At 74.1% G+C, this 23953-nt stretch carries 25 protein-coding genes; 10 read left to right on the top strand and 15 right to left on the bottom strand.

The genetic code is table 11. From position 1 onward, the window contains the following. Positions 1 to 5: 5 nt before the first annotated feature. A complete protein-coding gene (locus ABT247_RS08570; RefSeq protein ID WP_350740031.1) occupies positions 6 to 1034 on the bottom strand; it encodes a LacI family DNA-binding transcriptional regulator in 1029 nt (342 codons plus the stop codon). A 238-nt stretch (positions 1035 to 1272) separates the two neighbouring features. On the opposite strand from ABT247_RS08570, the gene ABT247_RS08565 reads away from it, so the two are divergent. Continuing rightward, positions 1273 to 2139: a DUF8686 domain-containing protein gene (locus ABT247_RS08565; RefSeq protein ID WP_350740028.1), complete on the top strand. Its 867-nt coding sequence runs from the start codon at positions 1273 to 1275 to the stop codon at positions 2137 to 2139. Between the two features lie 64 nt (positions 2140 to 2203). Here ABT247_RS08565 and ABT247_RS08560 read toward each other — a convergent pair whose 3' ends face one another. From ABT247_RS08560 to ABT247_RS08545, 4 genes are all read right to left on the bottom strand, one after another. Next, positions 2204 to 2995 carry a GNAT family N-acetyltransferase gene (locus tag ABT247_RS08560; RefSeq protein WP_350740025.1) on the bottom strand — a complete coding sequence of 264 codons (792 nt, stop codon included), beginning with the start codon at positions 2993 to 2995 and terminating at the stop codon, positions 2204 to 2206. A gap of 241 nt (positions 2996 to 3236) precedes the next feature. Continuing rightward, entirely contained in the window at positions 3237 to 4331 is a 1095-nt protein-coding gene (locus tag ABT247_RS08555; protein WP_350740022.1) for a WD40/YVTN/BNR-like repeat-containing protein, read from the bottom strand. 111 nt (positions 4332 to 4442) lie between these two features. After that, the gene (locus ABT247_RS08550) at positions 4443 to 5888 is read right to left on the bottom strand and encodes a dihydrolipoyl dehydrogenase family protein (RefSeq protein ID WP_350740019.1); all 1446 of its coding nucleotides are present in this window, start codon (positions 5886 to 5888) and stop codon (positions 4443 to 4445) included. Between the two features lie 191 nt (positions 5889 to 6079). Then, the gene (locus ABT247_RS08545) at positions 6080 to 6814 is read right to left on the bottom strand and encodes an alpha/beta fold hydrolase (protein ID WP_350740015.1); all 735 of its coding nucleotides are present in this window, start codon (positions 6812 to 6814) and stop codon (positions 6080 to 6082) included. A gap of 104 nt (positions 6815 to 6918) precedes the next feature. Here ABT247_RS08545 and ABT247_RS08540 point away from each other — a divergent pair, with 104 nt between their 5' ends. Continuing rightward, positions 6919 to 7998, top strand: a complete 1080-nt coding sequence (locus tag ABT247_RS08540) for a helix-turn-helix transcriptional regulator (RefSeq protein WP_350740012.1) — start codon at positions 6919 to 6921, stop codon at positions 7996 to 7998. Positions 7999 to 8063: 65 nt separating this feature from the next. On the opposite strand, the gene ABT247_RS08535 is transcribed toward ABT247_RS08540, so the two are convergent. Beyond that, positions 8064 to 8453 (bottom strand): thioredoxin family protein, encoded by a 390-nt coding sequence (locus ABT247_RS08535; RefSeq protein ID WP_350740009.1) that lies wholly within the window; start codon positions 8451 to 8453, stop codon positions 8064 to 8066. 187 nt (positions 8454 to 8640) lie between these two features. Between ABT247_RS08535 and ABT247_RS08530 the strand changes: the two genes are divergently transcribed. Genes ABT247_RS08530 through ABT247_RS08520 form a run of 3 tightly spaced genes read left to right on the top strand, consistent with a single transcriptional unit; the run spans position 8641 to position 10609 of the window. Then, positions 8641 to 9219, top strand: coding sequence for a hypothetical protein (locus tag ABT247_RS08530; protein WP_350740006.1), 579 nt, complete (start codon positions 8641 to 8643; stop codon positions 9217 to 9219). Positions 9220 to 9269: 50 nt separating this feature from the next. Next, positions 9270 to 9842, top strand: a complete 573-nt coding sequence (locus ABT247_RS08525) for a sigma-70 family RNA polymerase sigma factor (RefSeq protein ID WP_392904813.1) — start codon at positions 9270 to 9272, stop codon at positions 9840 to 9842. Further along, on the top strand, positions 9839 to 10609 hold the full coding sequence (locus ABT247_RS08520) for a zf-HC2 domain-containing protein (protein ID WP_350740003.1): 771 nt from the start codon (positions 9839 to 9841) through the stop codon (positions 10607 to 10609). Before ABT247_RS08525 ends, ABT247_RS08520 begins: the two co-directional genes overlap by 4 nt. A 166-nt stretch (positions 10610 to 10775) precedes the next feature. Here the strand turns inward: ABT247_RS08520 and ABT247_RS08515 are convergent, their stop codons facing one another. Together ABT247_RS08515 and ABT247_RS08510 are read right to left on the bottom strand one after the other, a co-directional pair. Then, positions 10776 to 11300 carry a DUF1990 domain-containing protein gene (locus ABT247_RS08515; RefSeq protein WP_350740000.1) on the bottom strand — a complete coding sequence of 175 codons (525 nt, stop codon included), beginning with the start codon at positions 11298 to 11300 and terminating at the stop codon, positions 10776 to 10778. Further along, positions 11297 to 12136, bottom strand: coding sequence for a YndJ family protein (locus tag ABT247_RS08510; RefSeq protein ID WP_350739997.1), 840 nt, complete (start codon positions 12134 to 12136; stop codon positions 11297 to 11299). Before ABT247_RS08510 ends, ABT247_RS08515 begins: the two co-directional genes overlap by 4 nt. Positions 12137 to 12291: 155 nt before the next feature. On the opposite strand from ABT247_RS08510, the gene ABT247_RS08505 reads away from it, so the two are divergent. Next, the gene (locus tag ABT247_RS08505; RefSeq protein WP_350739995.1) at positions 12292 to 12561 is read left to right on the top strand and encodes a DUF1876 domain-containing protein; all 270 of its coding nucleotides are present in this window, start codon (positions 12292 to 12294) and stop codon (positions 12559 to 12561) included. Continuing rightward, positions 12558 to 12761: a hypothetical protein gene (locus tag ABT247_RS08500; protein ID WP_350739992.1), complete on the top strand. Its 204-nt coding sequence runs from the start codon at positions 12558 to 12560 to the stop codon at positions 12759 to 12761. Before ABT247_RS08505 ends, ABT247_RS08500 begins: the two co-directional genes overlap by 4 nt. Positions 12762 to 12876: 115 nt before the next feature. Here the strand turns inward: ABT247_RS08500 and ABT247_RS08495 are convergent, their stop codons facing one another. The 4 genes from ABT247_RS08495 to ABT247_RS08480 all read right to left on the bottom strand — a co-directional run bounded on the left by ABT247_RS08495 (position 12877) and on the right by ABT247_RS08480 (position 17541). Beyond that, complete coding sequence (locus tag ABT247_RS08495) at positions 12877 to 13317, bottom strand: PPOX class F420-dependent oxidoreductase (protein ID WP_350739990.1); 441 nt, start codon at positions 13315 to 13317, stop codon at positions 12877 to 12879. Between the two features lie 24 nt (positions 13318 to 13341). Then, a complete protein-coding gene (qcrB, locus tag ABT247_RS08490) occupies positions 13342 to 14952 on the bottom strand; it encodes a cytochrome bc1 complex cytochrome b subunit (RefSeq protein WP_350739987.1) in 1611 nt (536 codons plus the stop codon). 190 nt (positions 14953 to 15142) lie between these two features. Then, entirely contained in the window at positions 15143 to 16675 is a 1533-nt protein-coding gene (locus tag ABT247_RS08485; RefSeq protein ID WP_350739984.1) for an MFS transporter, read from the bottom strand. A 185-nt stretch (positions 16676 to 16860) separates the two neighbouring features. Further along, positions 16861 to 17541, bottom strand: a complete 681-nt coding sequence (locus ABT247_RS08480; protein ID WP_350739981.1) for a TetR/AcrR family transcriptional regulator — start codon at positions 17539 to 17541, stop codon at positions 16861 to 16863. 219 nt (positions 17542 to 17760) lie between these two features. On the opposite strand from ABT247_RS08480, the gene ABT247_RS08475 reads away from it, so the two are divergent. After that, complete coding sequence (locus ABT247_RS08475) at positions 17761 to 18342, top strand: Uma2 family endonuclease (RefSeq protein WP_350739978.1); 582 nt, start codon at positions 17761 to 17763, stop codon at positions 18340 to 18342. 102 nt (positions 18343 to 18444) lie between these two features. Here ABT247_RS08475 and ABT247_RS08470 read toward each other — a convergent pair whose 3' ends face one another. The 3 genes from ABT247_RS08470 to ABT247_RS08460 all read right to left on the bottom strand — a co-directional run bounded on the left by ABT247_RS08470 (position 18445) and on the right by ABT247_RS08460 (position 20540). Beyond that, the gene (locus ABT247_RS08470) at positions 18445 to 19236 is read right to left on the bottom strand and encodes a VOC family protein (protein ID WP_350739975.1); all 792 of its coding nucleotides are present in this window, start codon (positions 19234 to 19236) and stop codon (positions 18445 to 18447) included. Positions 19237 to 19418: 182 nt separating this feature from the next. Continuing rightward, positions 19419 to 19868 (bottom strand): hemerythrin domain-containing protein, encoded by a 450-nt coding sequence (locus tag ABT247_RS08465; protein ID WP_350739973.1) that lies wholly within the window; start codon positions 19866 to 19868, stop codon positions 19419 to 19421. Positions 19869 to 19943: 75 nt separating this feature from the next. Continuing rightward, positions 19944 to 20540 (bottom strand): TIGR03086 family metal-binding protein, encoded by a 597-nt coding sequence (locus ABT247_RS08460; protein WP_350739970.1) that lies wholly within the window; start codon positions 20538 to 20540, stop codon positions 19944 to 19946. Positions 20541 to 20734: 194 nt separating this feature from the next. On the opposite strand from ABT247_RS08460, the gene ABT247_RS08455 reads away from it, so the two are divergent. After that, positions 20735 to 21307 carry a DoxX family membrane protein gene (locus ABT247_RS08455; RefSeq protein ID WP_350739968.1) on the top strand — a complete coding sequence of 191 codons (573 nt, stop codon included), beginning with the start codon at positions 20735 to 20737 and terminating at the stop codon, positions 21305 to 21307. Positions 21308 to 21622: 315 nt separating this feature from the next. Continuing rightward, positions 21623 to 23815: a M9 family metallopeptidase gene (locus ABT247_RS08450; protein ID WP_350740080.1), complete on the top strand. Its 2193-nt coding sequence runs from the start codon at positions 21623 to 21625 to the stop codon at positions 23813 to 23815. Positions 23816 to 23953 lie beyond the last annotated feature (138 nt).

Raw genomic sequence — 23953 nt, 5'->3', positions numbered from 1 at the left:
TGACGTCAGCTCGGACGGCTCGGAGCGGGGCAGCCGCAGGAGCGCCGCACCACCAGCTCGGCCGGGAAGGTCCTGGCCCCGGCGGCGCGGCGCTCGGCCCCGCCGAGGACGAGGTCCACCGCGGCCCGGGCCATCGCGTCCTGCCCGGTGGTGACGGTGGTCAGCGCCGGCCCGGCGATCACCGCCTCGGCGATGTCGTCGAAGCCGGCCACCGCGAGGTCCTCCGGCACCCGCAGGCCGAGGTCGTCGGCGGCCCGGAGCAGGCCGATCGCCTGGTCGTCCGTCGCGCAGAACACGGCGGACGGCCGGTCCGGCCGGGCCAGCAGGGCGAGCGCCTCGGCGTGCGCCCGGACCCGGTCGAAGGGGGCCGGGGTGAGCCGCCCCTCGGGCGACAGCCCGGCGTCGGCCAGCGCCGCGGCCCAGCCCGCCGTCCGTCCGGTGACCGGGTCGAGCGGGCTGAGCGCCAGGGTGCCGCCGAAGCAGTGCACCTCGGCGTGGCCGTGGTTGAGCAGGTGGCGGACCACCTCGCGGGCGCCGCCCTCGTCGTCCGCCACCACGGCCACTCCGCCGGTGCTCTCCGCCCGGTGGTGCAGCAGCACGACCGGCGTGCCGTCGGCCGAGTCGAAACCGGTGAGCCCGGGGGTGGCCGGGTCCTGGGTGACCAGGATCAGACCGTCCACCTGCATGCCGAGGAAGGCGCGGATGTAGTGTGCCTCGCGCTCGTCGGCGTAGTCGGAGTTGCCGATCAGCAGCAGTCGGCCGTGCTCGGTGGCGGCCTGCTCGACGGCGTGGGCGAGCCCGGCGAAGAAGGGCTGGCGGGCGTCGGGGACGACCATGCCGAGCAGGTCGGTCCGCCGCCGGGCCATCGCCTGGGCGACCCGGTTCGGGCGGTAGCCGAGCTCCTCGACCGCGGCGAGCACCCGGGCCCGGGTGGCCGGTGCCACCGGCCGGGGCCCGTCGTTGATCACATAACTCACGACCGCGGTCGACGTCCCCGCCGCCCGCGCCACATCGTCCCGTGTCACCCTCGCCATGACCGTTGAGCCTACACAGCCCCTCCGACCAGCGGATTTCCCGCGCCCCGGGGAAGCCCGATCGGCCGTGAGCGCTTGCGCGGCAGGAGAGACCCTGCCGACGCTGGCGGGACGGGCGGCACCGGATGCCGCCGCCGACGGTGGGAGCAGGCCGATGAGCACGTCGCCGCGACGCCGTGAGCAGCCCCACCGCAGGGCGGGACGGCCACGGATCCGCATCCACGCCCGGGTGCGGACCGTGAGCGCCACCCGGCCGAAGGTGCGCCCGTGGCGGGCGTACGCCGTGATGGTGGTGATCGTGCTGTTCGTGGCCGCCGGCCTGCTGCTGTACGCCAACGAGCGGTCCAGCCGCACCCGGGCCCAGGTGGTGGGCACCACGCCCGGGCCCGACTTCCTGGAGGTCGGGGTGACGCTCCAGCGGGTGGACACGGCCTCGCAGACGCTGGTCGCGAAGATCCTGGTCCAGCCGCACGGCGCACTGAGGCGGGCGGAGGACGTGCTCGTCCCCGCGGGGGACGTGGTGCTGGAGACCACCTCGCTCGAACAGACCTCGTTCAGGTACCCGGCCGGCCAGCAGATCGGCTCCAACACGGTGTCGTTCAACCTGTTCGACGGACGGGTCTCGGACTACCCCTTCGACCGCTACCGGGCGATCATCGGCTTCCAGGCCACCGCCGGAGGGCGGCCCGTCCCGCTCGTGATCGGGTTGGAGGAGGCCGACGCCTTCTTCGCGTTCCACCAGGCCGGCGAGGTGACCGAGGGCTACGGCGTGGCGGTGACGGAGCAGATCGGCCGCTCGCGCAGCACCTTCATCCTGGCCTGGTTCATGATGGCGGCGATGTGGGCGCTGGCCCTCTCCGTGCTGCTCGCGGCCTGGCTCATCGTCCGGCAGCGGCGCGGGATCATCTGGCCCGCCCTGAGCTGGATGGCGGCCACCCTGTTCGCCCTGGTCGGCATGCGCAACGCCGCGCCCGGCAGCCCCCCGATCGGCTCGCTGCTCGACTACGCGGCGTTCTTCTGGGCGGAACTGCTGGTCGCCGTGGGCCTGACCATGGTCGTGGTGCACGGCGCCCGCATCGAGGGCGCGCACCGGCCGACGCCCTGAAACCGGGCCGACGGCCCGGACCACGGCGACGAACCGGCCCCGGCCGACGCCGGGGGTCGGCGCTCTAAGCCCGGCCGACGGCCCGGACCCCGTCCTCGGCCTCCGGGACGATCACGGTCAGCGAGGTCTGCCACAGCACGAAGCCCATCGCCTCGTACACCCGGCGGGCCGGGTTGCCCTCGGTGACCACCAGGTGCACGTCGGCCAGCCCGCGGTCGGCGGCGTCCGCGATCGCCCGGCGCAGCAGGTCGGCGCCGAGGCCCGGGTAGCCGAGCCGGGGGTGGCGGAACACCTCGGCGACCCACGGCAGGCCGTCCCGGTCGGTGAGCACGGCCGCGGCGACCACCCGGTCCTCGGCGTCCACCGCGAGCAGGCTGGAGGGCAGCACCGGGCCGATGGCCTTCCCGGCGAGCAGCGGGCCGATCCGCTCGGCGAGCGCCCGGGCGTCGTCACCGGGGAAGCGGTCCACGTGACCGGGGTGGAAGGCGGCCCGCCAGGAGTCCAGCAGTTCCTCGGGCCCGCGGTCGCAGGGCACCGCCCGCAGGCCCGCGCGCAGCGGTGCCCCGGCCCAGTCGGCGGGCGGGGGATCGGCCCGCAGGTCGCGCCGGAACGTGTGGGCGTGCCGCAGCGGCCGGGCGCCCTGCTCCAGCAGCCGCCGTCCGAGTTCGGGATCGGCCGAGACCACCCACCCGGGCAGCTCGGCCCGGACGAACTCCGCCGCGGCCGCCGCGTCCATCGAGTCGTCCAGGACCTCCAGCCGGTCGGCCCAGGGCCGCCCCTCCCGCTCGCCGGCCCGGTAGCGCACCACCGGTGCGCCGCCGCCGTTCCGCCTGACCACCCGGTCCGTTCCGGTCACGGCCCACCCCACCTTCACGAGACGCTCTTCGGCGGCTCATGCTCACCGGGCCGCGGCGAGTCCGACAACAGGTTTTCCACCTGCGGTCTCCGAGAGGCCACGCGCTCAGGTCCATACCGCTCAGGGCCCTGCCGCTCAGGACTCGGCGGCTCCCGGCCCGGCCGCACCGCTGCGCAGGGCCCAACCGCTCAGTGCTCGGCCGCACCGCTGCGCAGGGCCCAGCCGCTCAGGGCCCGGCCGCTCAGCCCACCACCGCCGCGCGGACGCAGAGCACGTCCGGCAGGTGGGAGATCAGCAGCGACCAGCTCTCGCCCTCGTCGCGGCTGCCGTACACCTCGCCGGTCCGGTTGCCGAAGTAGATCCCGGCCGGTTCGGCGTCGTCGGTGCGCAGGGCGTCGCGCAGCACGATGCCGTAGTGGTCCTCCCCGGGCAGTCCGTCGGCGAGCGGCTGCCAGCTGGTGCCGCCGTCGGTGGTGCGGAAGACCCGGCAGCGGCGGCCGGGCGGAATCCGGTCGTCCGCGCCGCCGAGCGGGACGAGGTAGGCGGTGTCGGCGCGGCGCGGGTGGGCGGCGATGGCGAAGCCGAACTCGGCGGGCAGCCCGTCCGTGATGGAGCGCCAGCTGCCGCCCCAGTCGTCGCTGCGGTAGACGCCGCCGTGGTTCTGCAGGTAGAGCCGGTCCAGGTGGACGGGGTCCGGCGCGATCTTGTGGACGCACTGGCCGAACTCGGGGTACTGGCCGTCCGGGGGGAGGAACTCGGCGCGCAGGCCGGTGTTGGACGGCTCCCAGCTGTCGCCGCCGTCCTTGCTGCGGTAGACGCCGCCGCTGGAGACGGCGACCAGCAGCCGCTGGGGGTCGCGCGGGTCGGTCACGATGGTGTGCAGGCCCTGGCCGCCGTAGCCGGCGCCCCACTCCGACCGCTGGGGGTGCTCCCAGAGCGACTGGACCAGGGCGAAGGTCTCCCCGCCGTCGGTGGAGCGGAACAGCGCGGCCGGCTCGGTGCCGGCGTACACCACCCCGGGGGCCTCCGGCCCGGCGGGCTGGAGCTGCCAGACCCGGGTGAGCGAGGCGCCGGTGGACTCGGGGAAGCGGATCGCCGGCCGCGGCGGCTCGTACCAGCCGGCGCCGAGGTCGTCGGACCGCCAGACCGAGGGCCCCCAGTGACTGCTGTCGGCGCCGACCAGGAGTCTGGTCCGGCCTCCGCGCCGGTCGATCGAGACGGAGTAGATCGCGTTCATCCGGAAGTGCGGCCCGCTGAACTCCCAGTCCAGCCGGTCGCGGCTGCGGCCGAGAAAGAGGCCTTTCTCGGTTCCGACGGCCAACAGCACCTCGGTCATGCCTCACACCACCTGGTCACGAGCACGGCCCCCCGGGACGTCCCCCGACTGCCAGTGTCCCGCCGTCCACCGGTGGTGACATCTCGCCGCGCCGCTCACCCGGGCGGGGGATCACCCCCGGCAGCCCTCCAGCAGTCGCAGCCACACCTCGCTGATCGTCGGGTACGCGGGGACGGCGTGCCACAGCCGGTGGATCGGCACCTCGCCGACCACCGCGACGGTGGCCGAGTGGAGCAGTTCGGCGACGGCGGGCCCGACCAGGCAGGCGCCGACGATCACCTCCCGGTCGAGGTCGTAGACGACCCGGGCGCGGCCGCGGTAGCCGTCGGCGTACAGCGACGCCCCGGCGACGGCGCCCAGGTCGTGGTCGACGGACTTGACCCGCAGTCCGAGCTGTTCGGCCGCGGCCAGGGTCAGGCCGACGGCCGCCACCTCGGGTTGCGTGAACACCACCTGCGGCGCGCCCGCCAGGTCGGCAGACGCGGAGTGCGCGCCCCAGCGCGAGGTGTCCAGCGGACGCCCCTGGGCACGGGCGGCGATCGCCGCGCCGGCGATCCGGGCCTGGTACTTGCCCTGATGGGTGAGCAGCGCCCGGTGGTTGACGTCCCCGGCGGCGTAGAGCCACTCGCCGTCCACCCCGAGCACCGTGCAGCTGTCGTCCACCGCCAGCCAGTCGCCGGGACGCAGCCCGACCTGCTCCAGCCCGACGTCGGCGGTGCGCGGGGCCCGTCCGGTCGCGTAGAGCACCTCGTCGACGGTCAGCCGCCGGCCGTCGGCGAGCGTCAGCACGACGGGCCCGGTGGTCCCGTTCCGCTCCACCGCGGTCACCTCGGTGTCGAAGCGGAGGTCCACCCCCGCCTCCCTCAGGCCGTCGGCGACCAGCTCGCCCGCGAAGGGCTCCATCCGGGGCAGCAGCGCGTCGCCGCGCACCAGCAGGACGACCTCGGAGCCGAGCGCCCGCCAGGCGGTGGCCATCTCCACCCCGACCACCCCACCGCCGACCACCGCCAGCCGCCCGGGAACGGTCGAGGAGCCGGTGGCCTCCCGGTTGGTCCACGGGTGAACCTCCGCCAGCCCGGGCACCCCGGAGGGGAGCACCGGCCGGCTGCCGGTGCACACGGCGACGGCGTGCCGGGCGGTGAGCACCCGCTCGCTGCCGTCCTCCGACTCCACGGTGACGGTCCGCACCCCTGCCAGCCGGCCGTGGCCGCGGACCAGTTCGATGCCGGTGTCGCGCAGCCACTGCACCTGGCCGTCGTCCTTCCAGTTCGAGGTGAAGGAGTCCCGCCGGGCCAGCACCGCGGCGGCGTCCAGCCGCCCGCCGCCGACCGCCTCCCGCACGCCGCCCACCGCGCGGGCGTCGGCCAGCGCGGCGGCCGGGCGAAGCAGCGCCTTGCTCGGCATGCAGGCCCAGTACGAGCACTCGCCGCCGACCAGCTCGGCTTCCACGATCACCGTGCGCAGCCCGGCCGCGGTGGTCCGGTCGGCCACGTTCTCGCCGGTCGGGCCGGCGCCCAGCACGATGACGTCGTACTCCTCGGCGGTGCTGCTGGTCATGTGTCCCGTCCTCCATCGTTCCGCGATCGTCTCGCGCGCTCGCGCGCTCGCGCGCCGTCCGTCGGCCCGCCCCGGGCACGGGCGGGCCGGGGGGCTGTCCGCCCCCCGTACCCGGCACCCCTACCCCGGCGTGTCGTGGGCCCATCCTGCGACGTGGCAGCGTGTTCGCGCGGCCGAACACGCGGACGGGTTCAGATTGCCGCGAGCTCCGCGAGCAGCGCCGCCGTGTCGGCCGGGCGGGAGAACATCGGCCAGTGGCCGGTGGGCAGTTCGCGCAGTTCCCAGTTCGGTCCGGCCATGCCGGCGAACCACGGGTGGCCGGCCGCGACCAGTTCCTTCACCTGGTCGAGCGGGAGGGAGCAGGACACCAGCGCCTGCGGCAGCGCCGCCCCGGCGCCGCCCAGCCGCAGTGCGTCCCGGAACGCCCCGACCGGGTGCGGGGTCAGCCGGGCGCGGATGCGCGCCAGGGCGGCCTCGTCCAGGCCGTCCAGGCTGGAGCCGTGGGCGGCCATGAACTCCCAGGACGGCATCGGGAGGCGGCCGTCGACCACCGAGGCGTCGGCCGCCTCCCGGAAGTCGGGCTGCCACAGGTCCTGGACGGAGGTGCCGTCGGCCATGGGCCCGCTGTCCAGGTAGACCACCCGGCGGATCCGCTCCGGCATCCGGTCCGCGACTCCGCCGACCGGGGCGCAGGCGCCGCTGTGGGCGACCAGCACGACCTCCCACAGGTCCTCGCGCACCAGCAGCCCGGCCAGCTCGGCGATGTGCTCCTCCAGCCCGATCTCGCCCTTGTCCCCGGCCCGTTCGGCCAGCCCCGGCAGGGTCACCGGAAAGACCTCGTGACCGGCCGCGCGCAACGGCGCGGCCACCTCGTCCCAGGCCCAGGCACCGAGCCAGAACCCGGGAACCAGTACGAACGTGCTCATGGTGGATCGCTCCTTCTCGTCGGTGGGACCGCCGTCACCGCCGACTCTAGGATCGATGCCGGACAGATCCGGTCCGGATTTTCCGAGCGGAAGGAGTGCTCCCGGTGGAACACCCGGTCAGCCGCGTGCTCGCCCTGCTGGAGCTGCTCCAGGACCGCCCCGGACTGACCGGCGCCGAGCTGGCCGCCCGGCTCGACGTGGACGAGCGCACCGTCCGCCGCTACGTCGCGCGCCTGGCCGAACTCGGCATCCCGGTGCGGTCCGAGCGCGGCCGCTACGGCGGCTACCGGCTGCTCCCCGGCTACCGGCTGCCGCCCCTGATGCTCAGCCCCGACGAGGCCGCCTCGGTGGTCCTCGGCCTGCTGTCCGGCCGCAGGTCCGGCCTGTCGGTGGGCGAGCGGGCCGCCGACACGGCGCTCGCCAAGATCCAGCGGGTGCTGCCCCCGCCGCTGCGCGAGCGGATCACGGCCGTCGAGCAGACCCTCGGCCTGACCACCGCGCCGACAGCGGGCCCCAGCCCGGCCGCCGCCGCGCTGTTCACGCTGGCCGAGTCGGTCCGCCGCCGGCGCCGGGTGCGGCTGGCCTACCGGGACCGCGAGGACAGGCCCAGCGAGCGCGAGTTCGACCCGTACGGCCTGGTCTTCCACTCCGGCCGCTGGTACACCACCGGGCTCGACCACCGCAGCGGCGAGCCGCGGACCTTCCGGCTGGACCGGATCGAGCGGGTCGAGGCGGGCGGCACCGGCTTCGAGCCGCCCGAGGGAGTCGACCCGGTGCAGCTGGTGGTGGAGTCCCTGGCCGGGGTGCCCTGGCGGCACCGGGTGGAGGTGGAACTGGCCACCACGCTCGCCGAGGCCCGCCGCCGGCTGCCGCCCGCCGTCGGCACGCTCACCGAGCTCGCCGAGGACCGGGTGCTGCTGCGGGCCAGGGCGCAGAGCCTGGAGGGCGCCGCGATCATGCTGGCCGGCACCGGCTGGCCGTTCACCGTCCGCGAGCCCGCCGAGCTGCGGGCCGAGGTCCGGGCGCTCGCGGCCCGACTCGCCGCCTGGGGCGCGGAGGGTACCGGGGCCACCGAGGCTGCAGAGGCCACGGAGGGCGGAGCGGCCGCAGCGAGCGGGAAGGCCGCAGGGAGCGCGGAAGACACGGAGAGCGCGGAAGACGCGGAGGGCCGGCCGCCGGCATGACGAGGCCCGGAGACCGGCGGCAACCGCCGCGCTCCCCGGGCCTCGCGGGCGGCGGGCATCCCGAGTCAGGCCTGGCCGTCGGCCGCCTGCTCCTCCGCCACCTTGCGCTTCACCTCGGCCATGTCCAGGTTGCGGGCCTGGCCGATCAGGTCCTCGAACACCGCCTCGGGCAGGGCACCGGGCTGCGAGAAGACGAGCACGCCCTCGCGGATGATCGCCAGCGTCGGGATCGACTGGATGCCGAACGCGGCGGCCAGCTCCTGCTGCGCCTCGGTGTCCACCTTGGCGAAGACCAGGTCCGAGTGACGCTCGGCGGCCTTCTCGTACACCGGGGCGAACTGGCGGCAGGGCCCGCACCACGAGGCCCAGAAGTCGATGAAGACGAAGTCCTTGCCCTCCGGGCCGGGGACGATGTCGTCGAAGTTCTCCTTGGTCAGCTCGACCGTGTTGCTCATCTCGCGAATCCTTCCCTTCCAGAACCGGTGGTACGGACCATCTGCCGCCCACAACGGTGATCGCGGACGGGGTATTCCGAGCGTTCCGGGCGTTCCGGCGGTGCCGGAGCGACGGGCGTTGAGCACGGCCCCACCACCGACCGTACAGAAGGGTGTCCAGTCCGTTCACGGACCCGGGAGGCATCCCATGCTCAGCACACCCCGCACCCGCCGGGCCGCCGTGCTGGCCGCCTCCGGCGCCGCCGTGGCCGCGCTGGTCGCGGGCTGCGGATCGTCCGGATCGTCCGGATCGGGCACGTCGAGCGCGCCGAGCACGTCCGCCGCCACGGGCGCACCGGCCGCGGCGACCCTGAAGACCGCCGACGACCCCAAGCTCGGCACGATCGTCACCGACAGCGCGGGCTTCACGCTCTACCGCTTCGACCAGGACGAGAGCAGTCCGTCCGAGTCCTACTGCAACGGTGCCTGCGCCACCGTCTGGCCGCCCGAGCACGCCGACGGCAACATCACCGTCAAGGGCATCGACAGCAAGCTGGTCGGCACCGTCACCCGGTCCGACGGCAGCAAGCAGCTCACCCTCAACGGCTGGCCGGTCTACCGCTACTCGCCCGACACCAAGCCCGGCGACACCAAGGGCCAGGGCGTGGGCGGCACCTGGTTCGCGGTGACCCCCACGGGCGGCAAGGCGATGGCCGGCGGCAGCGGGACGCCCGGCTCCCCGACGCCGGCCACGCCCACCCCGGCGCCCACCGCACCGGGTTACTGACCGGCGGCCGCCGGCCGAAGCCGACCACCGCCCTCGACCGGGAGGCCCGGGTGCGCAACGATGAAGTGGTGACCGAGGAGCGCCCTGCCGGCGGCCCCGCCGCCCACGGCACGGGGGCCGCGGACGAGGAGCTGATGCGGGCCCTGTACCGCGAGCATGCCGGACCGCTCTTCGGCTTCGTCCTCCACCTGGTCGCGGGGGACCGCCAACGCGCCGAGGACGTCGTCCAGGAGACGCTGGTCCGCGCCTGGCGCAACCTCCACCGGCTCGATCCGCAGGCCGGCTCGCTGCGGCCCTGGCTGGTCACCGTCGCCCGCCGGATCGTGATCGACGACCACCGCAGCGCCCGCGCCCGGCCGCGGGAGGTGGACGCGGCGGTGCTGGAGCAGCTGCCCGCCGAGGACGAGATCGAGCGGACGCTGCGGATGATGACCGTCGCCGACGCGCTCGCGGACCTCTCGCCCTCGCACCGCGAGGTCATCGTCGAGACCTACCTCAAGGGCCGCACCGCCAACGAGGCGGCCGCCGAACTCGGCATCCCGGCCGGCACCGTACGGTCGCGGGTGTTCTACGCACTGCGCTCGCTCAGGCTCGCGCTGGAGGAACGGGGAGTGACATCGTGACCAAGCCCCCCGACACCGACCCCGGCCTGCCCGAGGACGCCGAGCACGCCGACGTCGGCGTGTACGTCCTCGGCCTGCTGGAGCCCGCCGAGCGCGCCGCCTTCGAACGGCACCTGGCCGACTGCCCGCAGTGTGCCGCTCAGGTGGCTGAACTCAATTTCCTCGAACCGGTGTTGGCCGAGTACGCCGAGTCGGTCAGGGCGGCCGGCCTGGACCCGGCCGAGCCCGCCCCGCGCCCGGACGGGCAACTCCTGGACCGCCTGGTCGCCGAGGTCACGGCCGCCCGGCGGCGGGGCCGGGTGCGTCGGCTGGTGCTCGCCCTGGCCGCGACGGCGATGGTCGCGGCCGGCCCGGCCGTGACCGCGGCGGTCATCACCGCCGACACCGCGCCCGCGGTGGTCGCCGTCGCCGAGCAGTTCAGCGCCACCGACCCGAGCACCGGGGCCAAGGCCACCGTCGGCCTGGACGGCAGGACCTGGGGCAGCCAGATCAGTCTGCAACTGTCCGGCGTCCGAGGCCCGTTGACCTGCAACCTGGTCGCCGTCTCGCACGCCGGCGAGCAGCAGACGGTGACCACCTGGAGCGTTCCGGCGGGCGGCTACGGCGGCCCGGACGGCCCGGCCGCGGTGCGCACCACCGGCGGTGCGGCCCTCCAGCCGGGCGACATCGACCACTTCGAGGTCCGGGTCCAGAACTCCGGCGCCCTCCTGGTCACCGTCCCCGCGCACCAGGCCTCCCAGCACCAGGCCTCCCAGCACGGAGCCTGACCGCACCGGGCCCGACCGCACCGGGCCCGACCGCACCGGGCCTCACCAGCACCAGGCCCGGCCACAGCCGGCCTGACAGCGCCCGGTCCGCTGCGTGGCCGGCCGACACCGTCACCCCCGGCCCCTCCGCCCCGCGGGCCCATCCGCCGGGCAGGGCTCGGCCCCGTCACGCCGCGTCCGCCGCGATCGCGGCCAGCACCCGCCCGCAGCGCCGGGCGAAGGCGTGCTGGAGGAGCGGGAACAGCGGTCCGGCCAGCCGGGCCCACCAGGCGACCGGGCGGCTGAACGCGGTGACGCTGAACCAGACCGAGCCGTCCGGCGCGAGCTCGACCAGGAAGGTCTCCTCGCCCCGGCCCAGGTGCCCGTGCCTCGTCCCGTACGTGAACCCGTACCGGTCCGGTCCGGTGACGGCGGCCAGGACCCGGTTCGGCGCGCCCGCCCGCAGCGGGCCGACGCCGATCGCGCAGCGCACGGCGACGCCCGCGGCCGCCTCCTCGGCCTCCGCCTCGATCCGCACGCCCGCCAGCCGGTGCATCCGCCAGCCGAGCAGCGCCGCCCCGGCGACCTCCAGCGCCGCGCGCCCGTGGCCGATCCGGGCCCGGTGCCGCAAGTGGCGGTAGCCGGGGGGAAGTTCGCCGGTGCGGCTGGCGCCCTGCTCGGGGTAGCTGTAGTCGTCGCCGTGGTGGTTCATCGGTGGTCCTCCGGGAGGGCGGTGATCCGGCGCCAGGCGAGGAGCGCGCAGAGGGCGAAGCCGAGCGCGTTGCCGAGGCCGTGGGTGGCGGCCATCCAGGCCAGGGTGGGGTGGGGGAGTCCCGCGGCGCGGCCCAGGGCCCACCACAGGGCGAGCAGCATGGTGAGCGCCAGCACGGCCGAGGAGGCGGCCAGCAGCCGGGCGGTGGCCGCGTTGCCGCTGCGGGGGCGGAGCTCGCGCCAGCTGACCAGGCCGACCAGCCACATCCCGGTGGTCAGCACGACCGCTCCGGCGAACTGCCACCAGTTGCCGAGGAAGTACCCGGCCAGGACCAGCAGCGTGCCCGCCGGTACGCTGAGCGCCGCGCAGCGGGCCGCCCGGGAGGCGGGATCGGCCCGGCACACCAGCCCGGCGACCAGTGCGGCGGTGAATCCGGCGTAGTGGAAGTGCGGGACGGTCAGCGCGAGGATGTGCGGCTCGAATCCGAACAGCGGGTAGCCGGAGCGTTCGGCGACCAGGGCGACGCCCGCCACGGCGGGTGCGGCGAGCGCGGTGAGCACCGCGATCTCGGCGGGGGCGAGCGAGCGGGTGCGGGCCAGCCGCAACGGCGCGTGCAGGGCCACGGCCAGGGTGCCGAGCGCGTACAGGACGGCCGGGCCGGTCGCGGCTCCGCGCGGCAGCCAGAGGCAGAGCGCCCCGGGGACGGCGGCGAGCGGCCAGAGCCGGCGCACCCGGGCGAGCCCGGGTTCGTCGATCAGCGCGAGGCCGAGCGGCAGGACGGCTCCCATGCCGAGCAGGACCAGGAGGTCCACCAGTTCGGTCGTGCCCTTGCCCATGGCGGGCGCCCCCTCTTGAACGCGTTCAAATGAGCCCCGCGGCCGACTCTACGCCGCTGAGTTGAACGCGTTCAAGTTCGGCCCGGCTCCGGCTGCCCTGGTGAACCCGTGGCGTGCGGCGCACTCTGGAGGAGTACCGATGGAGGTGATCCGCCATGCAGACTCTGGTCGGTTGGCACATCGACATGGAGTTCCGGGAGGAGGGCGCGCGCACGACCGCCGCGGCCCTGCTCCGGCTCGCCGACGGGACGGAACTGCGGGCCCACGGCTACAGCAGCCGCCACCCCTCCGACCCGGAACAACTGCGGGTCGGCGAGGAGATCGCGGGCGCCCGTGCGCTCAACGACCTCGCCTCGCAACTGCTCACCAAGGCCCACGGCGAGATCCAGGAGGTCAGCCCGGTCCCGACCCACTCGCTGACGTGACCACCCCGCGCCCGGACGGCGACCAGGCCGACCGCAGGTCCCAGCGCCCGCGCATCCCGCTGATCTGCCCCCGCTGCGGGCACGAGCAGCGGGTCGTCCCGGGCGGCCCGGAGCGGGCGGTGAAGGTGGTGCACGCGGGGACCGGTCGGGAGGCCTGCGAACCGGAGGATCTGGCCAAGGCCCCGGACGACGGCCCCTGACCCCGGCGGGCGCCGGTCCCTCGCCCGCCGGGCCCGGCGGACGCCGGGGCCCGCCGGGGCCCGCGAGGACCCTCGGGAGACGCCGGCCGCTCCGCCGCCGCGTCGCGCTGTGCCCTCAGTTGACGCAGTACGTCGCCGGCGGCCGCCACTCCGGCCCGACCAGCCGCTGCTCGAGCTCGTTCAGCGTGATCCGGATCCCGACCGTCCCCTCCAGTCCGACCCGGAACCGGCTGCGGGCCAACGCGATCAGCGCCGTCAGGCCGTACTTGTTGATCAGCGAGGTCCGGTAGCGCGCCGTCGCCTCGGGGTCGCAGAGCCGGGCGCGGGCCGGGAGCCGGCGGCCGGTCGGGCGCCCGTGGGCGTCGCACGGGCCGATCAGCACCCGGGGGTGGCGCCGGATCCGCTCGGCCTCGCCGGAGTGGGTGGGGGTCCAGACGCCGAGCGCGGTGCCGTCGGAGACCACCCACAGCTGTGAGTCGATCCGGCTCCCGTCCGCTCCGAAGGTGGTCAGCAGGAGGTACTTGCTGTCGGCGAGCTGGTCGGTTCGGTCGTGCACGGTGTCCTCCCTCGGCGGGGGCGGTCAGTGCCCGTGGTCCTCGGCGATCGCGCGGTACTCCTCGGCGGTGGGCTTGGGGATCCGCGCGTGCTCGCCGTGGAACCCGCGGGACAGCCTCGCCCGGGTGCGGGTGAGGGCACCCACCCGACCGGCCACTCCATTCTCGTCCCGCGCGGGCCGCGGTTCGAGGGGGCGGGGCTGCTCGTGCGCTGTGAGCCGGTGCAGTTCGGCGGGCGCGAGCCCGGCGTGCACCTCGGTGAACTCGCCGTGCGGCAGCCGCCTGACGATGCCGGTCTCCCGGCCGTGCAGCACCTTGTCCCGGTCCCGCCGCTGCAGCCCGAGGCACCACCGCTTGGTGACCGCGAACACGGCGACCGGCACGACGAAGAAGCCGACCCGCACGGCGTAGGTGATCGTGTTGAGCGACAGGTGCAGGTGGGTGGCGATCAGGTCGTTGCCCCCGCCCGCGAGCATCACCAGGTAGACGCTGATCCAGGCCGCACCGAGGGCGGTGCGCACGGGCGCGTTGCGCGGCCGGTCGAGCAGGTGGTGCTCCCGGTCGCCGTCGGTCACCCAGGCCTCCACGAACGGGTAGGCAGCGATCGCGCCGAGGACGAGGGGGAACATCGCGAACGGGATCAGCACTCCGAGGTTGAGGGTGTGCCCCCGGAGCCCGATCTCCCAGCCGGGCATCACCCGGATCAGGCCCTCGGCGAAGCCCATGTACCAGTCGGGCTGGGCGTCGGTGGACACCTGGTCGGGCCGGTACGGGCCGTAGGCCCAGATCGGGTTGACGGTGGCGACGGCTGCCATCAGTGCGACGGCCCCGAACACCAGGAAGAAGAAGCCGCCGGCCTTGGCCAGGTAGACCGGCATCAGCGGCATGCCGACGACGTTCTTCTCGGTCCTGCCCGGGCCCGCCCACTGGGTGTGCTTGTGGTGGAAGACCAGGATCAGGTGCGCCACCAGCAGGCCGAGCATGATGCCCGGGATCAGCAGCACGTGGACGGTGAAGAACCGCGGCACGATGTCGTGCCCGGGGAACTCCCCGCCGAACAGGAACATCTGGAGGTAGGTGCCGACCAGTGGCACGGCCAGCACCACGCCCTCGATGAACCGGATGCCGGTGCCGGAGAGCAGGTCGTCCGGGAGCGAGTAGCCGAAGAAGCCGTCCAGCATGCCGAGGAACAGCAGCAGGAAGCCGAACACCCAGTTGATCTCACGCGGCTTGCGGAACGCGCCGGTGAAGAAGACCCGCATCATGTGCACGAACATGGCCGCGACGAAGACGATCGCCGCCCAGTGGTGGATCTGACGGATCAGCAGTCCGCCGCGCACCTCGAAGCTGATGTCCACCGTGGAGGCGTAGGCCTCCGACATCGCGATGCCCTTGAGGGGGACGTACGAGCCGCTGTAGACCACCTCGCCCATCGACGGCTTGAAGAACAGGGTCAGCCAGACGCCGGTCAGGATGATGATCAGGAAGGTGTAGAGGCAGATCTCGCCCAGCATGAAGGACCAGTGGTCCGGAAAGACCTTTCGCAGATTGGCCCTGGCCAGGGTGTGGATCCCCAGCCGGCCGTCCGCCCAGTCGGCGGCCCGCCGTCCCCGCCCAGCGTTCTGATTCCGGGTCATGTGCACGCCCCTCGCTCCAGGAAGCGGGGATAGGTCCCCGATTCGCGCTGGGGCCACGATAATCGGGGAGCAGTCCCCACTTCTACCCGGGTGGGCTCCGGAGACGCGAACGGCCCGCCCGGTGCCTGGAAGACACCGGACGGGCCGCGTACGCACCCGAGTCGCCCGGGACGGGCGGTACCCCGAGGGGTCAGTGCACCAGCACCGGCACCTCGTCGTTCTTCGCCGCGCCCGCACCCGAGCCGGTACCCGCCGCACTCGGCCGGCCGGCGTTGATGAAGGTGAAGGCGACCGCGCCGGCCGCCACCAGGATCCCGAAGGACACCCAGATCGCGGTCGAGAAGCCGTGCACCATGGCCTGGAACTGCAGGGCCTTGGCGGTCGCGGGCGAACCGGCCGCGGCGGCGGTGGCGTGCGAGGCCAGCCAGCTGGTGGTGGCGCTGGCCGCGATGGTGTTCAGCAGCGCCGTGCCGATGGCGCCGCCGACCTGCTGCGAGGTGTTGACCATGGCGGAGGCCACGCCCGCGTCGCGCGGCTGGACGCCGTGCGTGGCGAGGCTCATGGCCGGCATGAAGGCGGTGCCCATGCCCAGGCCCATCAGGACCAGGCCGGGCAGGATCAGCGCCGGGTAGGAGGTGTCCAGGCCGATGTGGGTCAGCAGGAACATCCCGATGGAGGCGGTCAGGAAGCCGGGGGCCATCAGGTAGCGCGCCGGGACGCGGGTCATCAGCCGGGCGCCGATCTGGGTCGAGCCGGTGATCATGCCCGCCACCATGGGCAGGAAGGCCACGCCGGTGAGCACCGGGCTGTAGCCCAGCACGATCTGCAGGTAGTAGGTCAGGAAGAGGAACAGCCCGAACATGCCGATCACGGCCATGCCCAGCGACATGTACACCCCGCCGCGGTTGCGGTCGAGCACCACGCGCAGCGGCAGCAGCGGGGCCTTGACCCTGCGCTCCACCAGGACGAAGGCGAACAGCAGCACGGCGGCCGCGGCGAACAGGCCCAGGGTGCTGCCGGCCGTCCAGCCGTGCGACTCGGCGCGGGTGAAGCCGTAGACCAGCGAGACCAGGCCGGTGGTCACCAGCAGCACGCCGGGGATGTCCAGCCGGTTGCGGTTGCGGCCCTCGGCGGGCTCGCGGATCACCATGACGGCGCCGGCGGCGGCCACGATGGCGAACGGGATGTTGACGAAGAAGGTCCAGCGCCAGTTCATGTACTCGGTCAGCAGGCCGCCGAGGATCAGGCCGATGGCGCCACCGCCACCGGCGATCGCACCGTAGATGCCGAACGCCTTGGCGCGCTCCTTGGCCTCGGTGAAGGTCACCGCGAGCAGCGAGAGCGCGGCGGGCGCCAGCAGCGCGCCGAACACGCCCTGGAGGGCGCGGGCGCCGAGCAGCATCGCGGTGTTGGCCGCGGCGCCGCCGAGCGCGGAGGCGAGGGCGAAGCCCGTCAGACCGACCACGAAGGTCCGCTTGCGGCCCCAGAGGTCCGCGATCCGGCCGCCGAACAGCAGCAGGCCGCCGAAGGCCAGCGCGTAGGCGGTGATCACCCACTGGCGGTTGGCGTCGGTGATGCCCAGGTCCTTCTGGGCGGAGGGCAGGGCGATGTTCACGATGGTGGCGTCGAGGACGACCATCAGCTGGGCGAGGCCGATGAAGATCAGCGCCTTCCAGCGCCTGGGATCGGGCAACGTCGCCGGGCGGGCGTCGGTTTGAGACATGGGGGTACTCACTTCACGGTGCGTGGCGTGCGGGAACGGTCGACGGGCCGTACGGGAACGGCTCGTCGCCGTACGGGATCGGGTACGGCTGCGGGCGCGCCGGTGCGCCCGCGGGCGGCGCCGGTCAGCGCCGCGGCGGCAGGGTGCCGGTGGGTCGGATCAGTGGGGTCGGTCCAGGTGGAGGGTCAGGCCCGGGGTCGGAAGTCCTCGAAGGTCGCGGGGCGGCCGGGCAGGACGGAACGGACCGGTGCCCGCAGACCGTCCAGGAAGAGCTGGAGGTGCCGGTGGACGAATTCGTCGAGCAGCCCGCACGAGGCGCCCGGCAGCGGCCGGGTCAGCTGGCTCATCGCGATGAACAGGTCCCCGTGGTCCACGTCGGACCGCAGTTCGCCCGCGGCCCGGGCGCGTTCCATCAGACCGCTCACGGCGGTCCGCAGGCGTTCCCGGATCTCGGTCAGTTCAGGGTCGTAGGGGTCGATGGTGCTGGTGAAGACGGCGCAGAGGCCGCCGACCTTCTCCGCCACGGTCGCGTGCACGAACCGTTGCAGAGCGTCGAACGGGCCGCCGCCCACGCCCGCGTCCGCCTCGGCCGTCGCCGTTTCGGCGAGGGCCAGGATGCGGTTCTTGACGAGCAGCGCCACCTCGCGGATCAGCGCCACGCGGTCCGGGAAGTTCCGGTACAGCGTGGCATTGCCGACCCCCGCCCGCTTCGCGATCTCGTCCAGCGGCACATCGGCGCCGTGCTCGACGAAGGCGTCCCGGGCCGCCAGCACGATCCGCTCCCGGTTCCGGCTGGCGTCCGCGCGCAACTTCGGCGCACGCACGCTTCCCCCGGTTCGGGCCGACTCGGCGGCGACGGTGGTCATGACGACTGCTCCTCCAGGATACCGGGGAAATCCTCCCCGCTTAGGCCAACGTACTCGGAAACGGGGAATCTGTCCCCGCTATTTCCCCGTCGAGTGTGACCTGCGTCACATCGGGTGGGGCTGGAGGCGGTCGACTATCGTCAGAGCCAGGGAACACACGTAACCACTCGCCGGCGTGCTCGTTGCTCCGGAGGGTGCTCAGGCGAAGGGGGAAGGCCCGTGACCGCGATCTCCGACCGCCCGCAGATGCTGCCCGAGGAGTTCGAGGAACTCGCTCGTCATCTGGCCGCCACTGCCGAGGGCATCCGCGCGGAGTTCATCAACGGGAAGCTGGGGGTCAAGCCCGTGCCGGACGGCGACCACGGCCGCATCATCCAGTGGCTCCTGAGGATCTGCATCCAGGCTCGGCCCGAGCTCTACCTCCACGACCAGGGGTTGAAGGTGCAGGGTTACCGAGGCGGGTTCGCTCGCCCGGACGGCACCCTGGCCGACGCGGACGCCTTCGTGGGGCAGGGTGACTGGGCGTCGAGCGAACCGGTGCTCATGGTCGCGGAGGTCACGTCGTTCGACTCCGACACCGACCGCCGCGACCGCGTGGAGAAGCCCCGCGCCTACGCCGAGACGGGCATTCCCGTCTACCTGCTGATCGACCGGGACTCGGCCGAGGTGGTCGTGCACAGCCGGCCCGACGGAGTCCGCTACGAAACCGTCCAGACGCTCCCCTTCGGCAGGACCGTCCACCTGCCCGACCCGGTCGGCATCTCCCTGGACACCGAGCCGCTCAAGGCCTGGGTGCGCTGACCTGCCCGGGCCCGCGCCCCTGCCGCTCAGCCTCCAGGGCGCCGGCCCTCGGCCGACGCCCTGGGCGCGTTCCACGGGCCGCCGCTCAGCCGCCTCCGCCGCTCAGCCTTCCTTCGGGCCGATCACCGCGAAGCGGGCGCCCTCGCGGTCCTGCAGCCGGGCCACCCGGCCGTACGGCGAGTCGAAGGCGGGCCCGACCGCCGAGCCGCCCAGTTCCACGGCCCGGGCCAGTGCCCGGTCGGTGTCCGGGACGGCGAAGGAGACCTCCCAGTGCGGCGGCATGCCCGCCGGGCCGCCCGCCTGTTCCTTGGCCAGTGCCGCGACGCTGTGCCCCTCGGCGCGCAGCACCACCCGGTCGTGCTCCCACCGCACCTCGAAGTGCTCCGGGTCGCGGCCGTCCCAGCGGAACACCTCGCCGTAGAACAGCGCCGCCGCGAACGGGTCCGGGGTGCGCAGTTCGATCCAGACCGGCGCGCCCGGCAGCTCCAGCCTGCGGGCGCGGCCCAGCGGGCCCTCCCAGATGCCGAACACCGCCCCGGCCGGGTCGGCCGCGAAGGCCACCCGCCCGGCGTCGAAGGCCAGCGGCCCGACGGCCAGGGTCGCGCCGCGTTCGCGCACCGCGTCGGCGGCCGCGTCGGCGCTCTCCGTCCCGAAGTAGCTGGTCCAGGCGAGGGGCACGGCGCCGAGCCCGGCGACGCCGAGGCCGGCCACCGCCTCGCCGCCGGCCACCGCGTGGACGTACGGGCCGAACCGCTCCCCTCCGGGCTCGAACTCCCAGCCGAGCAGGGGACCGTAGAACTCCTTGGCGTCCTCCAGGTCCCGGGCCATCAGGCTCACCCAGCACGGAACGGCCGCCACACAACGCACCTTGGCGGTCGTCTCACCGCTGTTCATCGCGAACCTCCTCGCCCACCCGGCGGCCGGGCCCCTCCCGACTCCCACGGCCCACCGGCCGCCCGGGACGTCCACAGCCTAGGCCGACGGGCGTACCACCCGGGGGGAGGCATGGCCGGGGCCGGGCGGCCCAGTTCCCGTCGCGGTCCGGGGCGCGACCGCCGCCGCGTGGTGGGGCCCGGTCACCCCGCCTCCGCCCGTTCGGCCCGCAGCCGCTCGCCCAGCGCCGCCCGCGCCGCCGCGGGCAGGGCCTTGCGGGCGGCCGGGAAGAGCCGCTCCTCCTCGCCGGCCAGGTGCCGCCGCAGGGTGTCCGCCAGGCCGCGCAGCAGGGTGTCGAAGGCCGGGTCGGCCGGGCCGAGGCCCTGGAGGTCGGCGAGGTACTGCCCGAGGGCGAGGTGCTCGTGGATGCTGCTGAACACCAGCGCGCCGCCGTCCGGCACGTCGTGCTGGACGACCGGGAAGAGGTGCTCCTCCTCGGCGGCGCAGTGGGTGAACAGCAGGTCGGTCAGCTGCGCCAGCAGCTCGCCGCGTTCGGCGGAGCCGGCCGGGGCGGCCTCGACCCGGTCGAGCAGCTCGGTGGCCGCCCGGTGGTCGGCGGTGAACTCGCCGAGGATGTCCGGCCTGCGGCTCATGGCGCCCGCCTCTCGTACGGGATCAACACGGCCCCCCGTACTCTCCAGTATCCGGCGCGCCCGGGAGAACCCGGCTCAGCCGGTGTCCCGCCGTCCGGTGAGCGCCAGCAGCCGGGTCTGCGGGCCGGCTCCCTCGGGGGCGGGCAGCGGCGGGTCGAACACTCCGCTGCCGGAGAGGTCCCCGTAGCCGCTGATCTTTTCGAGCGCGAAGTCGACCAGGTCCGGCGGGAGCCGGGTGCGGGCGCCGATGCCTTCGGTGAGGTCCCAGGCGTGCACCACCAGGTCGGTGGTGAGCTGGTCGAGGTAGTACTGCCCGGAGACGTCCCCGAAGGACAGGTGGACGGTGAGCCCGGCAGCGCCGGGGACCTCCCAGGCCTGCCGAGCGGCCCCGGCGGCGGCCGACCAGGCGGCGACCGGGTCCGCGCCGAGGACGTCGCCGTCGAAGCGGTCGCCGACCTCGGCGATGGTGGCGCCCGTCAGCAGCTCGGGCACCCAGAGCTGCTCGGCGGTGAGGTGGTTGACCAGGTCGCGCACCGACCAGTCGGAGCAGGGCGTGGGGGAGGCCCACCGGTCGGGGCCGACCAGTCGGACCCGCTCGCCGAAGGCGGCCAGTGCCTCGGGGTAGGGCGTGCCGGACTGCGCGGCACGGCGGTGCTGCCTGCGTGGAGCCATGCCTCCACCCTGCCCCGGGCCCGGTGGGGGCCGCACCTCGCGCGGGGACGGCGCGGTTGTTCAAATTCGAACTTCACGGTACGGTCGGGGAGCGGCCGGTTCAAATTTGAACAAACCGACGGCGGGAGGCCCGTGCCCCCGCCCGGCCGCCTCCCAGGCCCCTGACGACCGACTTCCGATCGATGGAGACGACCATGCCGAGCAGCAGCCCGAGCACGACCGCCGCCACCACCCCCACCGCCCGTTCCACCCGGGAGGGGGCCGGCCCCGCGGCCGCCTCCCCGCACGCGTACGACGCGGGACTCCTGCTCCTGCGCCTGGTCCTCGGCCTCACCATGGCCGCGCACGGGAGCCAGAAGCTCTTCGGCTGGTTCGGCGGGGGCGGCATCGACGGCACCGGTCAGTTCTTCACCATGAGCGGCTACCCGGCGGGCAACGCCATGGCCGTGGTCGCCGGCCTCACCGAGGTCCTGGGCGGACTCGGCCTCGCCGTCGGCCTGTTGACCCCGCTGGCGGGCGCGGCCGTCGTCGGCACCATGGTCAACGCGATCGCCGTCACCTGGGGCGGCGGCTTCTTCGCGCCGAAGGGCGACGAGTACGAGCTGCTGCTGACCGCGGGTGCCGCGGCCCTCGCGCTGACCGGTCCGGGCCGCTACGCCGTGGACCGCTTCCTGCCGGTGCTCAAGGCGCACCGCCTGGCGTACGGCGTGGCCGCCGTGCTGGTCGGCCTGGCCACCGCCGGGGTGATCCTGCTGCTCCGCAAGTAGCGCTTCGCCTGCCGGGAGGCCGTGGTGACCAACCGTCACCACGGCCTCCTCGCGCTCCCCGGATCGAGCCGCGCCCGGAGGCTTCCCAGGGGCATGTGATGTGTGCCATGGTACATGTCACACTCCCCACCGTGTCCACGACGGCACCGCCCCCACGGTCGCCGTCGCCAACGGTCCTCGCCCCCCACCGGCCGCGCCCCGAGCTGCGGCCGACGACGGCCCGGAGGCCTCCACGTGAGTCCCGCACGTCTGCTGCGACTCCCGCAGCTGGCACGATTGTTGACGCTGGCCCTGACGCTCGTCCTGGCGTTCGGAATGTTCGCCCCGGGCGCCGCCCACGCGTCCCCGGCCCCCGCCCACCCGGGTGCCGCCCCCACGCCCTCCGGCCCGGCCCCCCAGCCGGCCACCGGGGCACCCGAACGCGCTGACCAGGAACGGAAGTTCACCTCCCTCGACCAGCGTTCACCGCTCCCGGTGGACACCCGCCCGGCCGAAGCCCGCCCGGCCGTGACGGCACCCCACCCGTCCGCCAGGGCGGCCTGCACGGTCGGTGACTTCACCAGCCGCACCGGCAGCGCCCTGGTCCAGCAGATCACCTCCGTCGACACCGGCTGCATCAACCAGCTGTTCCAGCTCACCGGCACCGACGCGGCCGGAGCGTTCCGCGAGGCGCAGATGACCACCGTGGCGAACGCGCTGCGGGACGTCTCCGCCACCTACCCGGGCGACGACAGCACCGCCGCCGGGCAGTTGGTGCTCTACCTGCGCGCCGGCTACTACGTGCAGTGGTACCACCCGGCCGACGTCGGGACCTACGGGACCGCCCTGCAGACCGCGATCCGCGCCGCGCTGGACGCGTTCTTCGCCGGCGCCCACTCGCGCGACGTCAGCGCGGCCAACGCGGCGGTCCTCGGTGAGGCCGTCACGCTGATCGACAGCGCCCAGGAGAACGCCCGCTACCTGTGGGTGGTCAAGCGGCTGCTCGGCGACTACGTCAGCGCCACCTGGAACCCGACCGGCATGGCCACCGCCGCGAACCAGGTGTTCACCGTGCTGTTCCGCGGCCACCAGCTGAGCGGCTTCGAGCCGGCCGTCGAGGCCGACCCGAGCGTGCTGGACGCGCTGTCCTCCTTCGTGACCCGCAACGAGGACCAACTCGGCGGCGACTACGGCGTGCTGGAGTACAACGCGACCAGGGAACTGGCCCGCTTCCTGCAGTACCCCGGCCTCCAGGCCAAGGTCCGCCCGCTGGCCAAGGCGCTGGCCGCCGCCGCCGCGCCGAGCGGCCGAACGGTCTACCAGTGGGCCGCGGTGGCCGAGGCCGTCGGCTACTACGACGCCGCCAACTGCTCCTACTACGGCACCTGCAACGGCGCCGACCAGCTCAAGTCCGGGACGCTGAAGGTGAACTACACCTGCAGCCCGAGCATCAAGCTGATCGCCCAGGCGCTGGACGGCGCCCAGCTCGCCACCACCTGCGCCAGCCTCACCGGCCAGGACGCGTACGTCCACGCGGTGGTCCGGGACAACGGCCCGGTGAAGGACGACCACAACGGCACCATCGAGGTCGTGGTCTTCCACTCCTCCTTCGACTACCAGGTTCTCGCCGCCGCCATCTACGGCATCGACACCGACAACGGCGGCATGTACCTCGAGGGCGACCCGGCCGCCGCCGGCAACCAGCCGCGCTTCCTCTGCTACGAGGCCGAGTGGGTCCGCCCGGACTTCCAGATCTGGAACCTCAACCACGAGTACACCCACTACCTCGACGGCCGCTTCGACATGTACGGCGACTTCGACGCCGCCATGACGACGCCGACCGTCTGGTGGGTCGAGGGCTTCGCCGAGTACGTCTCCTACTCGTACCGCAAGGTCGTCAACGACGGCGCCATCGCGGCGGCCGGCCTGCACACCTACAAGCTGAGCGACCTCTTCGACACCGTCTACGGCGACCAGGAGCGGGTCTACCGCTGGGGCTACCTCGCCGTCCGCTACATGCTGGAGCAGCACCGCTCCGACGTGGACGCCATGCTCGCCGACTACCGGGTGGGGGACTGGAACGCCGCCCGCGCCCTGCTCAAGACCACCATCGGCACCCGCTACGACGCGGACTTCGACCGCTGGCTCACCACCTGCGCGAACGGCGCCTGCGCCGCCACCCCGCCGCTCCCGCAGGTGCCCGAGTGCACCTCCGCCGACACCCGTGAGCTGGGTGCGAACTGCGGCCGCAGCAACGTCGCGGCGACCACCGGCAACTACGCCCACTTCTACCTCCTGGTGCCGGCCGGCACCCAGCAGGTGAAGATCACCGTCAGCGGTGGGACGGGCAACGCCGACCTCTACTACAACCCGCGCGGCTGGGCGTACACCAACGCCTACGCGACGCGCTCGGCGGGCCCGGGCAACTCCGAGACGCTGACCGTCACCAACCCGCCGGCCGGGTACGTCTACTTCAGCCTCTACGCCCAGCAGGGCTTCAGCGGGGTGAACGTGGCGAGCCGGTTCTGACCGACCGCCGAGCCGCCCCGGGGCACGGACCGCCCCGGGGGGGGGGCGCGCGCGTGACCCGCCCGTCCGCACCCGCGCCCGGCTGTTGTTTTGCCGGGCCCCCGCCGCGATGGCGGGGTTCGGGAGATGACAACACTG

Origin of the sequence: Kitasatospora sp. NPDC001539 (genome assembly GCF_040298565.1) — a bacterium.
Lineage (GTDB): Bacteria > Actinomycetota > Actinomycetes > Streptomycetales > Streptomycetaceae > Kitasatospora.
The sequence above is the reverse complement of the archived record's forward strand: the minus strand, read 5'-3'. Positions and strand labels throughout refer to the sequence as shown.

Excerpts from the sequence above, each read along its gene's own strand:
- ABT247_RS08570 (WP_350740031.1), bottom strand. The coding sequence starts at position 1,034 with ATGGCGAGGGTGACACGGGACGATGTGGCGCGGGCGGCGGGGACGTCG.
- ABT247_RS08555 (WP_350740022.1), bottom strand. The coding sequence starts at position 4,331 with ATGACCGAGGTGCTGTTGGCCGTCGGAACCGAGAAAGGCCTCTTTCTC.
- ABT247_RS08550 (WP_350740019.1), bottom strand. The coding sequence starts at position 5,888 with ATGACCAGCAGCACCGCCGAGGAGTACGACGTCATCGTGCTGGGCGCC.
- ABT247_RS08545 (WP_350740015.1), bottom strand. The coding sequence starts at position 6,814 with ATGAGCACGTTCGTACTGGTTCCCGGGTTCTGGCTCGGTGCCTGGGCC.
- ABT247_RS08535 (WP_350740009.1), bottom strand. The coding sequence starts at position 8,453 with ATGAGCAACACGGTCGAGCTGACCAAGGAGAACTTCGACGACATCGTC.
- ABT247_RS08530 (WP_350740006.1), top strand. The coding sequence starts at position 8,641 with ATGCTCAGCACACCCCGCACCCGCCGGGCCGCCGTGCTGGCCGCCTCC.
- ABT247_RS08515 (WP_350740000.1), bottom strand. The coding sequence starts at position 11,300 with ATGAACCACCACGGCGACGACTACAGCTACCCCGAGCAGGGCGCCAGC.
- ABT247_RS08510 (WP_350739997.1), bottom strand. The coding sequence starts at position 12,136 with ATGGGCAAGGGCACGACCGAACTGGTGGACCTCCTGGTCCTGCTCGGC.
- ABT247_RS08505 (WP_350739995.1), top strand. The coding sequence starts at position 12,292 with ATGCAGACTCTGGTCGGTTGGCACATCGACATGGAGTTCCGGGAGGAG.
- qcrB (WP_350739987.1), bottom strand. The coding sequence starts at position 14,952 with ATGACCCGGAATCAGAACGCTGGGCGGGGACGGCGGGCCGCCGACTGG.
- ABT247_RS08485 (WP_350739984.1), bottom strand. The coding sequence starts at position 16,675 with ATGTCTCAAACCGACGCCCGCCCGGCGACGTTGCCCGATCCCAGGCGC.
- ABT247_RS08480 (WP_350739981.1), bottom strand. The coding sequence starts at position 17,541 with ATGACCACCGTCGCCGCCGAGTCGGCCCGAACCGGGGGAAGCGTGCGT.
- ABT247_RS08470 (WP_350739975.1), bottom strand. The coding sequence starts at position 19,236 with ATGAACAGCGGTGAGACGACCGCCAAGGTGCGTTGTGTGGCGGCCGTT.
- ABT247_RS08465 (WP_350739973.1), bottom strand. The coding sequence starts at position 19,868 with ATGAGCCGCAGGCCGGACATCCTCGGCGAGTTCACCGCCGACCACCGG.
- ABT247_RS08460 (WP_350739970.1), bottom strand. The coding sequence starts at position 20,540 with ATGGCTCCACGCAGGCAGCACCGCCGTGCCGCGCAGTCCGGCACGCCC.
- ABT247_RS08455 (WP_350739968.1), top strand. The coding sequence starts at position 20,735 with ATGCCGAGCAGCAGCCCGAGCACGACCGCCGCCACCACCCCCACCGCC.
- ABT247_RS08450 (WP_350740080.1), top strand. The coding sequence starts at position 21,623 with ATGTTCGCCCCGGGCGCCGCCCACGCGTCCCCGGCCCCCGCCCACCCG.